Source organism: Gordonia hongkongensis, assembly GCF_023078355.1.
GTDB classification, from domain to species: Bacteria; Actinomycetota; Actinomycetes; order Mycobacteriales; family Mycobacteriaceae; genus Gordonia; species Gordonia hongkongensis.
The window spans coordinates 5,283,880-5,295,947 of record NZ_CP095552.1; the positions used below are offsets into that span (position 1 = coordinate 5,283,880).

The window sequence follows — 12,068 nt, forward strand, 5'->3', positions numbered from 1 at the left end:
TCGCGTCCGCGGGAACATCTCCGCCTACCCTGGTGTTGAAGCAGCCGTGACCCGCCTGGACTGGGCGGGTCTCGCTAAACCCACAGCACGGAGGACAAGTGAGCCAGCCAGAGACCCAGCAGATCCACGAGTTGATCATCATCGGATCTGGTCCTGCCGGGTACACCGCAGCGATCTACGCCGCACGCGCCGAGCTATCTCCGATCGTCTTCGAGGGCACCCAGTTCGGTGGCGCCCTGATGACGACCACCGAGGTGGAGAACTTCCCCGGTTTCCAGACCGGTATCCAGGGTCCGGCGTTGATGGACGAGATGCGTGAGCAGGCCATCCGCTTCGGCGCCGACCTGCGCATGGAGGACGTGGACACCGTTCGGCTGACCGGCCGGATCAAGGAGGTCGAGGTCGGCGGTGAGATCTACCGGGCCCGCGCCGTCATCCTCGCCATGGGCGCGGCGGCGCGCTATCTCGGCATCGACGGGGAGCAGCAGCTCCTCGGCCGCGGTGTGTCCGCCTGTGCCACCTGTGACGGTTTCTTCTTCAAGGACCAGGACATCGCCGTCATCGGCGGCGGCGACTCCGCGATGGAAGAGGCCACGTTCCTGACCAAGTTCGCGCGAAGTGTCACGCTGGTCCACCGTCGTGACGAGTTCCGGGCGTCGAAGATCATGCTCGAGCGCGCACGTGCCAACGACAAGATCCGTTTCGTCACCAATGCCGCGGTGCAGTCCGTGGTCGGCGACGGTTCGGTGTCGGGCCTGAAGGTCGAGGACACGCGCACCGGCGAGGTCAGCACCCTCGAAGTGACCGGCATGTTCGTCGCGATCGGCCACGACCCGCGCAGCGAGCTCGTCCGCGGGCAGGTCGACCTGGATCCCGAGGGTTACGTCCTGGTCCAGGGACGTACGACCCTCACTTCGCTTCCCGGCGTGTTCGCCGCCGGGGACCTCGTGGACCACACCTACCGACAGGCCATCACCGCCGCGGGCAGTGGATGTTCGGCGGCCATCGACGCCGAGCGCTGGCTGGCCGAGCAAGGTGAGGCAGCCGACCTCAGCGTGGACGACGCCGAAGCGGCCTCCGTTTCCGAGATCGACGCTGCTCAGGCACCCGCCTGAACCGTCAACCACTCACCACCTGGGCCACCCGGCCCGGTCCGACCAAGGAGATCAGATCATGGGTGCACACACCGTTGCCGTCACCGACACCACGTTCAAGGACGCCGTTCTCGGCGCCGACAAGCCGGTTCTGGTGGACTTCTGGGCCACCTGGTGCGGTCCCTGCCGCATGGTCGCTCCGGTTCTCGAGGAGATCGCTCGCGACCACGGCGACAAGCTGACGGTCGCCAAGCTCGATGTCGACGAGAGCCCGTCGACCGCGCGTGACTTCCAGATCATGTCCATCCCGACCATGATCCTGTTCGACAAGGGTCAGCCGGTGAAGACGATCGTCGGCGCCAAGGGCAAGGCCGCCCTGCTTCGAGAGCTCGACTCGGTCGTCGGCCAGTCGGCCTGACGACCTGCGATTCTCCGCACATCGACGCGACAGTCCGACGGGTGAACGACGTTGCCGTTCCACCCGCGGACTGCTTGCGTTGGTAGTGTCGGCCGTGGTCTCGACCGGAGACCCCTGCACGCCGGATCACACCGATTCGGCTCCGTGCAGTTTGGTGTAGTGAAGTCCAGCTGCGAGAATGCAGGCTGACGTTTCACCGGTGTACCGCTTGGCTACATCGGACATCGCGCAGAGCCGCACCTGCCGCGATTCGTACGAGGGGTGACCAGATGCCATTGTTCCGACTTGGTGATCACGGCTCGGCGGTGGCCGAGATCCGCGCCATCCTCGTCGGACGTGGTCTGTTGCCCGACGATGGATCCTCCAGCGCCACACACGGTGGGCCGGCGAACGGGTGGAATCCACCCGAAGCCGTCTTCGACGAGGCGTGTGACCGGGCCGTCCGTGCGTTTCAACAGGAGCGCGGCCTGATCGTCGACGGCATCGTCGGTCCGGCCACCTACCGCGTCCTGCGCGAGGCGTCCTACCGACTCGGCGCTCGAGTGCTCTCGTATCAGCTGTCGGCGCCCATGGTCGGCGACGATGTCGCCACCCTGCAGAGCCGGCTGCAGAACCTCGGTTACTTCACGTCGCTGGTCGACGGCATCTTCGGCCTGACCACTCATAACGCAGTCTGCCTTTACCAGAGTGAATACGGTCTCGCTTCCGACGGCATCTGCGGTCCGGCCACCCTGCGTTCGCTGGAGCGCCTCGGCACGAGAGTGACCGGGGGTTCGCCGTACGCGATCCGCGAAGAAGAGCACGTCCGTCGTTCCGGACCGCAACTGTCCGGGAAGCGGATCCTCATCGACCCCGGCTCCGGTGGACTCCATGCCCTGTCGACGGGTGAGGTCGCCGATCGCGAGTCGGAACTGCTGTGGGACCTCGGTGCTCGTCTCGAAGGCCGGATGGCGGCCGCCGGAATGCAGACGTTCCTGTCGCATGACGGTCGGGGACGTCCCGGGGACGACGAGCGCGCTCGCGTCGCGAATCTGATGGACGCCGACCTGATGATCTCGCTCCGCTGCGGCCATTACCGGAACGCGCGCGCCAATGGTGTCGCGTCGTTCTACTTCGGCAACAACGACTCGTACTCGACGATCGGGCGCAACCTTGCCGGCTTCATCCAGCGGGAGATCGCGGCACGCACGCCGTTGTCGGACTGCCGGACTCACGAGCGCACCTGGGATGTCCTCCGGCTCACCAGGATGCCCGTGGCGCTCATCGACGTCGGTTACATCACGAACCCGAACGACGCTGCAGTGCTTGCTGATTCGGATTGGCGCAACGTCATCGCCGACGCCATCGTGGTGGCGGTGAAGCGACTGTACCTGCTCGATCAGGACGATCGTCCTACGGGCACTTATACTTTCGCGGATCTGCTGGCCGCGGAGAACAGCTCCCGCTGATCCGCTGCGGCCCGGTTCCCACCGGGACCGCCGTCCGCTGCCGACCGGCCAGATCCATCTCGGCCATCACCACCAGTTTCTGCAGCGCACTCTCGACCTCGACCTTCCAGCCGAGTCCTTCGTCGAGCTCCAGTCGGAAACGCGGGAACCTCTGGTGCGACGACACGACGTCGAACCCGGAATCTTTCAGAAACGACGCGTCATTCATACAGTTCGTGCAGAGGTCGCCCTGTGGGTCGTCGAGAATCTCACGCGCGACTTCGACGATCGCCTCATCCGACCAGAGCTCGAGATCGTCGGCCACCCCACCCGCGCTCCCGGCGAGCACAAAGGGATCCGCGCCGGACCCGTTCCGTACCAGACCGAACGATTCGACCGCCCGGACGCCTCGTCGGATCAGGTCGCCCAGCACCGCGTCCAGCAGGATGGTGGCGACTTCGTCGTGGCCGGGCTCGGTACGGATGCTGGTGAGCAGCACGGCGTCGTGGCTGACCGGCGACGTAGGGAAGTGCTGCGACCGCGGAACACGATTGGGCGGCGCGTAGAAGGCTGTACCGATGACAGTGTTCGTGCTCGACTCGATCGCGACCTGCCCGCACGCACCCCAATCGAGGAGAAGACCCGAGATCCACGCCTCCTTGTCGAACTCGCTCTCGTAGGGTTCGAGATCGCCGGGGCCCGGTACCGTGCCGCGGCTTGTCTGCGCCACGGGCTCGACTTCCCAGAAGACGCAATTGCGGGTGTGGCGGGGGAGCGACGCGAAGGATCCCAGTTCCAACCGAGTGACGGACACACTCATGTCGGTGCGCCCCGGTCGAGAATTCCACGGATGCCGAATGTAGCAGCGCAACAACAGCTTTCGCTGTACAAGCGCCCGCTGGCTACGTCAATCGTCACTGTGACATTACTTCCGCGTCTAGGTGGTACCGGAAATCCCGCGTCGAAATTCACTTCTTCGGATCGATGAACTGGACAATGCGTTCCAGGTCGTCGACCGAGCCGAACTCCACCACGATCTTGCCTTTTCTTTTCCCTAGACTGACTGTAACCCTGGTGTCCAGACTGTCGGACAGTCTCTCCGCGAGATCCTGGAGGCCTGGCATCTGCATCGGACGGCGTTTCGGCGCCGACGGAGATTTCGCTTCCGGACCGTCGCCACGATTGGCGAGCGTGACAGCTTCCTCAGTCGCCCGCACCGACAACCCTTCGGCGACGATCCGCGCCGCGAGAGCTTCCTGAGCGTCGCTTCCGGTCTCGAGGGACAGGAGAGCGCGGGCATGGCCGGCCGACAGCACCCCCGCCGCGACCCGGCGTTGCACCGGAATCGGGAGTTTGAGCAACCGGATCATGTTGCTGATCAGCGGGCGAGAACGGCCGAGGCGAGAGGCGAGCTCCTCGTGCGTCACACCGAACTCCTCGAGCAGCTGCTGATAGGCCGCCGCTTCTTCGAGTGGGTTGAGCTGCGCACGGTGGATGTTCTCCAACAACGCATCGCGCAGCATGTCACCGTCAGGCGTCTCCCGCACGATCGCGGGGATGGCCTCGAGCCCTGCCTCCTGGCTTGCCCGCCACCGGCGCTCACCCATGACGATCTGATAGGCGATCCCATCCGCGGTGGGCTGCTTGAGTCGGCGCACCACGATGGGCTGCATCAGCCCGAACTCTCGAATCGAGTGCACGAGCTCCGCCATCGCCTCGTCATCGAAGACGGTTCTGGGCTGACTGGGATTCGGCTGGATCTCCTTCGGGGGCAACTCGCGGTACACCGCGCCCGCCTCTTCCGGGCTGAGAGGTTGCGTCCCGGTCGCCTGCGTAGCGGCAGTCGACGAGGTCTTGACGCCATCATCAGCTGTCGTCGGACCCTTGCCGATGACGACATCCGCTGCGGCGTTGCCGAGGCGCGGGGCGCCCGATTGGTCGTCGGCAGGCCCCGTCGGAATCAGCGCCGCGAGCCCTCGTCCGAGTCCACCCCGGCGCTGAGCGGCGTCTCGTTGACTCATTGGTGCTCCCTTTCGCGATGATGGTCGTGAGTCGGCGTGTCACGTGAACCGAGGCGATACCGGATCACGCCGGCGCCCCCTCGGCAGCCCGCAACGCCAGTTCGCGTGCGGCATCGAGGTAACTCATTGCGCCGCGAGAGCCGGGGTCATACTCGATGATCGTCATCCCGTAGCCGGGGGCCTCGGACACCTTGACGCTCCGCGGGATGATCGTGCTCAGCACCTTGTCGCCGAAGTGACGCCGCACTTCTTCGGCCACCTGGTCGGCCAGTTTCGTCCTGCCGTCGTACATCGTCAGCACGATCGTGGAGACGTGGAGCTCACGGTTGAGGTGCGCCTGTACGAGTTCGATATTGCGCAGCAGCTGTCCGACGCCCTCGAGTGCGTAATACTCGCACTGGATCGGGATGAGAACCTCACGGGCTGCCACCATCGCGTTGACGGTCAGCAGACCCAGTGATGGGGGACAGTCGATGAACACGTAGTCGATCTGGTACTTGGCAAGCACATCGTCGGCGAGCGCATTACGCAACCGATTCTCGCGGGCCACCAGCGACACGAGTTCGATCTCGGCGCCGGCCAGATCGAGAGTCGCAGGCACGCAGAACAGGCCGCGCTGGCTGGGCGACTCCTGGATCGCTTCCTCGAGGGTCACTTCACCGAGCAACAACTCGTACACCGATGCGATGTCCTCTGCGCGATGATCGATGCCGAGCGCGGTACTGGCGTTGCCCTGGGGGTCGAGATCGACAACCAGAACGCGAAGACCGCGCAGCGCGAGTCCCGCCGCAAGGTTGACGGTCGTCGTGGTCTTCCCGACGCCGCCCTTCTGATTGGCGACGGTCATGATCCGTGTATGCGGCGGTTTGGGTAGTTGCCCCGCACCCCCGGGAGTCAGTACCTGACTCGCGCGCTCGGCGGCCATGGCGATTGGGGTGTCGGCGAAGGGCTGGCCGTCAACTCCGGGGTGACCCCCTGCCGCAGTTTCACGTGAAACATTCGGGTCTTGATCGACCACGCGTGGACTCCTTTGACCGACCTCGTACGGACTCGCGTCCGTACCGCCGGCGGCTGTAGCTGCCGACCCTACGGTCGCGGAAGCGTCCATTGCAGCACCTTCGGGGGTGCCGACAGAACGCTTCCTATTCTGCGCCCTCCGCGGACTCCACACCAATCCGATCGCCTCCTCAGCGCCGTCCGGAACGGCCACCGCGCGACCGCTCGGTCTTCGTTCCCACGATCACGGTCGTCGGCGTCTCGAGAACGCGATCGCCACACGTGTGAACCGTCAGTTCTGTGATCCCAGAGCGCCCGACCACCGCCCGATCGCGTTCGATCTCTTCGGCGGCTGACGACCCCTTGATCGCGATCATCTGGCCTCCGGGACGGACCAGGGGAGCGGACCATTTCGCCAACCGTTCGAGCGGCGCGACTGCTCGCGACGTCACCACATCGGCGGGCTCGACGACGGCGCGTACCGCCTTCTCTTCCGCTCGCCCTCGGATCACGATCACGTTGTCCAACGAGAGCGCGGCAGCAGCACGGTCCAAGAAGGTGCTGCGTCGGAGTAGCGGTTCGATGAGAGTGATCGAGAGATCTGGGCGTGCAATGGCGAGGGGGATGCCGGGGAGGCCGGCACCGCTGCCGATGTCGACCACGCGCAACCCGTGCGAGATGAGCTCGCCGAGTACGCCGCAGTTGAGAATGTGACGATCCCACAGTCGCGGGACCTCTCGCGGACCCATGAGTCCGTGGTCGATCCCGTCGGTGGCGAGGACGCGCCAGTAGTCCACCGCCAGCGCCACCCGCTCACCGAAGACATCAGTCGCGATGTCTGGCGGAACCGCCAACGCATCAAGATCGTGCTCGTGCCCGGGTTGTGCGTCAGACGGCACTTCGCCTCCGTTCGAGTGGGATACCTAGACAGTGTTTCACGTGAAACCCAACCCTCTGGCAGGTCGGTGCACATCGGGTCCTAGCGCGATGTTTCACGTGAAACACATCGATGTGATTCGACGACAAACCGACGGAACTGAGCGCAACGTCCCGTCGAACCCGCGATCGACATCTGCGTCGCTTTCGCCCCCTCCCGCTCCCTGGTCCGAGAGATCCGCTAGATCTCTGGCCCTGGGGCCAGAAGCAAAAGCCGCCAGGCCCAAACAAGCGACGAAGAAGCGCGGTCGAGATCGACGAGCCTCGATAGATTCGCGACGCATCTCGCCAGGACCCTTCGTGACGGCCTCCGCAAGCTCCGGCCTCCTCAGGGAGCGGTGGTTCCCTCGTAGCCCACGACGGCCGCCAGGCCGCAGATACCGAGGAGCGAGCTCGGGAGCGATACCACCTGCTCCCTGAGGAGCGACCTTGCGAGCGTCATCCTGCTCCCTGAGGAACGACTCGCGAGCGGCACCGCCTGCACCCTGAGGAGCGACCTGGCGAGCGGCACCACCCGCTCCCTGAGGAGCGAGCTTGCGAGCGTCACGAAGGGTCTTGGTGGGCCGGGTTGCGAAGACCCTTCGTGACGGCCTCCGCAAGCTCCGGCCTCCTCAGGGAGCAGGGGGTGACGCGCCCTCCGCAAGCTCCGGACGCTCCTCAGGGCACGGGAGGCGACGCGCCCTCCGCAAGCTCCGGGCCCTCCTCAAAGAGCGCAGGTTTGCCGCGCCCTCCGCAAGCTCCGGACACTCCGTAGGGGCGGAACTAGACGCGCCCTCCGCAAGCTCCGGACGCCCTCAGGGAGCAGGTCGTTCATTCGGACCAGGGGAGCACGGACTCGGATGTTCACGAGTGTTCTTCCATGGTCCACAACAGTCGCCAGGCTGAAGATAGTGACGTGCGAGCCCTGCGCCACCCAGCTCCCTGAGGTGCGAGCGAAGCGAGCCTCGAAGGGTCTGATGACGACCGTTTCGATTGACACTCCGGTCCCGGAAGGAAGCGTCACGTGACAATTCGACCAGTTTGCGTCCGGACCGAGCAGCGAGCGGTGTCGTTGGCCAGTGGCGACGCGTGGCGCGGGTATCCCAACCCGCCGGAGAGTCACTGCCGCGGTCCGCGCTGCCAACACCCGGAACTGCCCTGGCGTCACAGCGGCCGCCGAGACTGCAACTCGGCAGCCGCTCGACCGAACGGGCCTCGACCCGGTCCGGGCAATGAACGGCTTTGGGCTCTCTCGTCGCGTCCGGCACACGTGGCCATCCACCGCGCTACGAGGACGTCCATGGTGCGAGTTGGCGCTACCGCCATGTGCAGCAACGTCGCCGACTGAGTCGGCCACCGGGCGCGGGGGATCGAGGCATCCGAAGGTGACGGTTACGCATTCCGTCGGCGACATCCCGGGACGTTTGACCGCAACCCGAGTTGCAAGGGGCGCCGACCGTCGACTCGATCGTGCACATCAACGCCCCGCGCGCATCCGTTCTGTGCGCCGCCTCAGCGGACGAGTCGTGTTTCACGTGAAACAACAACAGTGTAAGTAGCCCACAGCGCGCAACGCCGTCGAAACGCCACCCGCTATCGCGGCACACAACCAAGCAGTACCCGGAAACAAAGCAGGCCCCGACCGAGACGGTCGGGGCCTGTTCACCTCCGTGGGGGAGGGGAGTACTTGCTACGAGGGGAGGACCACCACGCGACGTTTCGGCTCTGCACCCTCGCTCTCGCTGACGACGCCGTCGACGACCGCGACCGCGTCGTGCACGATCTTCCGCTCGAACGGCGTCATCGGATCCAGCGCTTCGCGCTCGCCGGACGACAGAACCCGCTCGGCGACCTCACGACCGAGGCGAGCCAGTCGATCGCGGCGATCAGCCCGCCAACGGGCGATGTCGAGCATCAGGCGGCTGCGTTCACCTGTCGCCTGCTGGACCGCAAGGCGGGTCAGCTCCTGGAGCGCGTCGAGGACCTCACCCTTGCGCCCGACGAGCTTCGTCAGGTCGTCGCCGCCATCGATGCTGACGACTGCTCGGTCGCCATCCACATCCAGGTCGATGTCACCATCGAAGTCGAGGACGTCGAGCAGCTGCTCGAGGTAGTCGCCGGCGATCTCGCCTTCTTCGACCAGACGGTCTTCGTCGTCTTCGTCCTCATCCGAGTCGTCGTCATCGGAGTCGTCGTCGACATCGGTCTCGTCCGCGGCGTCATCATCGGCGTCGCTATGCACCGCTTCCGTGACGGCGTTCTCCGCCACCGCACCGTCGTCGCCGGCGGCCGACGAAGACGTGTCGGCCTGGTCCTCGGTCTGGGATCCCGCCGTGGTCTCGGCGTCCGTACCGGCTTGAGTTGCAGTCTCTGCTGTCATCTCATTCACCTAACTTCTGTGCTTCATCGAACAAGTCTGGGGCGGTCATCGTTTGCCACCGCGTTTGTTTCCGCGTTTGGCCGTCGAACGGCTTCCGCGGTTGTGGTTCTGCTTCTTGCCCGGTGCGGCGCCGGCGCCGGGGCGTGTGGGCTTCTGACCCGGCTTGGGTTTGGCTCCCGCCCCGGTGTCCGCTGCGGCGGTCGTCGACTCGTCGGGCGATGCATCTGCGTCGACACCGTCGGTCCCGGCCTTGTCCGACGATCCGTCCTTCGAGAGGGAGACGTTCGTCGAGTCGGCGCCGTTGGTGTTCGTCGCCGCGGGCTTCTTCTTCCGGTCGGGTCGCGCGCCCGGCTTCGGCGCATTGGCCTTCAGCTTCTCCTGCTTGAGGAGCTTGGCCTCTTCCTCTTCCTTGGCGATGTGCCCGAAGACGATGTGCTGCTGACCGTAGGTCCAGATGTTGTTGCTCATCCAGTACAGGAGGATGGCGACCGGGAAGAACGGACCGGTCACGAGGATGCCGATCGGGAAGACGTACAGCGCGAGGTTGTTCATCATCCGGGTCTGCGGATTCTCCAGCGCCGCTTCGGGCTGACGGGCAACCGACGCACGCGAGTTCAGGTGCGTCGCGATGGAGGCGACGATCATCATGGGGATGACGACGAACGCGATCTGCGGGCGCGTGAAGTCGATGGGGGAGCCGGGCTCGACGAAGGCCTGGAACTCGGTCGCCGGCTCGACGAGGTAGGACGACAGCGGGACACCGAAGAGGCGGGCGTCGAGGAAGTTCTGCACCTGTTCGGCGCTGAACACGTAGTTGCCCTGGGACCGGGTCTCTGCCGCACTCATGCCGAGCTGACCCATGCCGGTGCCCATACGGTTGAACGAGCGCAGCACGTGGAACAGACCGATGAAGACCGGGATCTGGAGCAGCATCGGCAGGCAGCCGAGCATCGGGTTGAACCCGTGCTCCTTCTGCAGCTTCTGCATCTCCTCGGTCATCTTGACCCGATCCTTGGCGTACTTCTTACGGATCGCCTGGAGCTGCGGGTTGATCTCCTGCATCTTCTTCGTGGTGCGGATCTGCTTCACGAAGGGCTTGTAGAGAATCGCACGCAGGGTGAACACGAGGAACACCACCGACAGGGCCCAGGCGATGCCGTCGCCACCGGGGGAGTTCGGTGTGACATGGCTGAAGAGCCAATGCCAGACCCACATGATCCCGGAGACCGGGTAATAGATGAAGTCGAGCACGGGTCAGTTACCCCTCACTTGTTGTACTCACAGAGCACGCGTCTCGCCGGACGCGTGCTGATGGTTTCGAGGTCGGTGTGTGCCGGTCGCCGAGCGCCACAGGTCGCGGCACAGTTCGCCGAAGCCGCGTTCGGGAACCGGGTCGTAACCGGGTTTGTGCCAGGGCCCGCACTTCGCGAGCCGGATGACCGACAGCACCGAGCCGTAGAGGAAGCCGTGCCGGTCCAGTGCCTCGACCGCATATCCCGAGCAGGTGGGTTCGAACCGGCAGGACGGCAGACGCATCGGCGACACCCAGGTGCGGTACAGCTCGATGAGGAAGATGACGGTGCGGCGGGGGAGGAGGCGGAGTCCGCGCCACAGGCGCGCGCCGGTTCCGCTCGAGGCCGCGTGCGGAGTCGTCGAATCCGCCTCGGTCTCAAGTGACGGCGTGGTGTCGGTGTTGCCCATCACCGCGGTCCCGCTCCGTCGGCCGACGCCGCGACGGCCTCGGACAGGGCGAGGACACGACGACTGGTGAACGCGTCGCGGAGCTGGTCGGCGAGCTCGTCGCTGGATCGCTCGGCCGCGCTTCGGCGGGCACGGACGACCACATAGGTCTCGTCGGGAAGCAGATGCGATGCGCCGGCGAATGCCGCGCGCAGTCGGCGGGCGACGAGATGGCGCGTCACCGCATTGCCGACGGATTTGCTGACCACGAGACCGAACCAGGGACCACCGGACATCGCCACGTCCCGTCGAAGGCTGCGGGGGTCGGGCCATTCACGACCGACCATCGCGAGATGGACGACGAAGTCACGACTGTTCACCCGCGCACCGGACTTGAGGGTGCGAGAGAAGTCGGATCCCCGTGAGATCCGATGAAGGGGCGCAGTCATCGAACAGCTGACCGGGCCCCGTACGGGACCCGGTGAGAGCCGACGATCAGGCGGTGAGCTTCGCGCGGCCCTTGGAACGACGGCCGCTGACGATCGCACGTCCGGCGCGGGTCCGCATGCGCAGACGGAATCCGTGCACGCGCGCGCGACGACGGTTGTTCGGCTGGAAAGTACGCTTGCCCTTGGCCACGGTGACTCCTTGTGCTCCCTGTGGGCACGCCGGTTACCCGGGCATGACCCACATGTTGTCGTTGGTCTGTTGATCCAGGACGGTGCCGAACTGGTGTCGGTGATGACTCGGCGAACACGGAAGTTCGCCGCGCAAATCCGCAACCTGGATGACCAGTCGAGACTACTGACACCGGGCGTCCAAATCAAACGACGACGTCCGTTCTCGGTGACCGTTCGCGACCAGTGTGTTCTGGGCCACGAAAGCAAGATTGTCAGCAGAATCGAGTCAAACGTCCCGATCGCTTTGTGGCCCTCCCCGACCTCTGTTACGTTCACTCACAGCGTCGGCCACCCCTCCCGTCGAGGTAGATCCTCGAGGACCTGGCTCCGACCGAAGTCCCCAGTTCGTCACCTTTGTACACAGGTGTGGATAACCCTGTGGAGAGACGGGGACTCCGGCGCAGATGCCACCGCGCTCGTGAACGCTGGTAGTTTTCCGGACCAGGAGGCCAGCCCC

Annotated in this window: 12 protein-coding genes; 3 read left to right on the top strand and 9 right to left on the bottom strand. The window is 65.4% G+C overall.

The genetic code is table 11. The features are described from left to right. The first annotated feature begins 98 nt into the window (after positions 1-98). The 3 genes from trxB (at position 99) to MVF96_RS23790 (ending at position 2,960) form a co-directional block, all read left to right on the top strand. A complete protein-coding gene (trxB, locus tag MVF96_RS23780; RefSeq protein WP_247450706.1) occupies positions 99-1,115 on the top strand; it encodes a thioredoxin-disulfide reductase in 1,017 nt (338 codons plus the stop codon). Between the two features lie 58 nt (positions 1,116-1,173). After that, positions 1,174-1,512: a thioredoxin gene (gene trxA, locus MVF96_RS23785; RefSeq protein ID WP_058252984.1), complete on the top strand. Its 339-nt coding sequence runs from the start codon at positions 1,174-1,176 to the stop codon at positions 1,510-1,512. A gap of 269 nt (positions 1,513-1,781) precedes the next feature. Beyond that, the gene (locus MVF96_RS23790) at positions 1,782-2,960 is read left to right on the top strand and encodes an N-acetylmuramoyl-L-alanine amidase (protein ID WP_247450708.1); all 1,179 of its coding nucleotides are present in this window, start codon (positions 1,782-1,784) and stop codon (positions 2,958-2,960) included. Here MVF96_RS23790 and MVF96_RS23795 read toward each other — a convergent pair. The 9 genes from MVF96_RS23795 to rpmH form a co-directional block, all read right to left on the bottom strand. Beyond that, positions 2,905-3,759 carry a hypothetical protein gene (locus MVF96_RS23795; protein ID WP_065630847.1) on the bottom strand — a complete coding sequence of 285 codons (855 nt, stop codon included), beginning with the start codon at positions 3,757-3,759 and terminating at the stop codon, positions 2,905-2,907. The two genes, MVF96_RS23790 and MVF96_RS23795, sit on opposite strands and share 56 nt — an antisense overlap. A 148-nt stretch (positions 3,760-3,907) precedes the next feature. Continuing rightward, complete coding sequence (locus MVF96_RS23800) at positions 3,908-4,960, bottom strand: ParB/RepB/Spo0J family partition protein (protein ID WP_058252987.1); 1,053 nt, start codon at positions 4,958-4,960, stop codon at positions 3,908-3,910. 64 nt (positions 4,961-5,024) lie between these two features. Next, complete coding sequence (locus MVF96_RS23805; protein WP_065630845.1) at positions 5,025-5,978, bottom strand: ParA family protein; 954 nt, start codon at positions 5,976-5,978, stop codon at positions 5,025-5,027. Positions 5,979-6,147: 169 nt separating this feature from the next. Then, positions 6,148-6,855, bottom strand: coding sequence for a 16S rRNA (guanine(527)-N(7))-methyltransferase RsmG (gene rsmG / locus MVF96_RS23810; RefSeq protein ID WP_205334178.1), 708 nt, complete (start codon positions 6,853-6,855; stop codon positions 6,148-6,150). Between the two features lie 1,706 nt (positions 6,856-8,561). Further along, the gene (locus MVF96_RS23815; protein ID WP_137809136.1) at positions 8,562-9,251 is read right to left on the bottom strand and encodes a Jag family protein; all 690 of its coding nucleotides are present in this window, start codon (positions 9,249-9,251) and stop codon (positions 8,562-8,564) included. A gap of 45 nt (positions 9,252-9,296) precedes the next feature. Next, positions 9,297-10,502 carry a membrane protein insertase YidC gene (gene yidC, locus MVF96_RS23820; protein WP_058252991.1) on the bottom strand — a complete coding sequence of 402 codons (1,206 nt, stop codon included), beginning with the start codon at positions 10,500-10,502 and terminating at the stop codon, positions 9,297-9,299. Between the two features lie 27 nt (positions 10,503-10,529). Further along, positions 10,530-10,952: a membrane protein insertion efficiency factor YidD gene (gene yidD / locus MVF96_RS23825; protein ID WP_240199374.1), complete on the bottom strand. Its 423-nt coding sequence runs from the start codon at positions 10,950-10,952 to the stop codon at positions 10,530-10,532. Then, positions 10,952-11,380, bottom strand: coding sequence for a ribonuclease P protein component (gene rnpA, locus MVF96_RS23830; RefSeq protein ID WP_065630840.1), 429 nt, complete (start codon positions 11,378-11,380; stop codon positions 10,952-10,954). The genes yidD and rnpA overlap by 1 nt, the downstream gene beginning before the upstream one ends. A 46-nt stretch (positions 11,381-11,426) precedes the next feature. Then, positions 11,427-11,570, bottom strand: a complete 144-nt coding sequence (rpmH, locus tag MVF96_RS23835; RefSeq protein WP_004020968.1) for a 50S ribosomal protein L34 — start codon at positions 11,568-11,570, stop codon at positions 11,427-11,429. Positions 11,571-12,068 lie beyond the last annotated feature (498 nt).

What these genes read in the sequence shown, in the direction of transcription:
- yidD (WP_240199374.1), bottom strand. Translation starts at nt 10,952, where the DNA reads ATGGGCAACACCGACACCACGCCGTCACTTGAGACCGAGGCGGATTCG.
- MVF96_RS23795 (WP_065630847.1), bottom strand. Translation starts at nt 3,759, where the DNA reads ATGAGTGTGTCCGTCACTCGGTTGGAACTGGGATCCTTCGCGTCGCTC.
- MVF96_RS23815 (WP_137809136.1), bottom strand. Translation starts at nt 9,251, where the DNA reads ATGACAGCAGAGACTGCAACTCAAGCCGGTACGGACGCCGAGACCACG.
- rnpA (WP_065630840.1), bottom strand. Translation starts at nt 11,380, where the DNA reads ATGACTGCGCCCCTTCATCGGATCTCACGGGGATCCGACTTCTCTCGC.
- MVF96_RS23800 (WP_058252987.1), bottom strand. Translation starts at nt 4,960, where the DNA reads ATGAGTCAACGAGACGCCGCTCAGCGCCGGGGTGGACTCGGACGAGGG.
- trxA (WP_058252984.1), top strand. Translation starts at nt 1,174, where the DNA reads ATGGGTGCACACACCGTTGCCGTCACCGACACCACGTTCAAGGACGCC.
- MVF96_RS23790 (WP_247450708.1), top strand. Translation starts at nt 1,782, where the DNA reads ATGCCATTGTTCCGACTTGGTGATCACGGCTCGGCGGTGGCCGAGATC.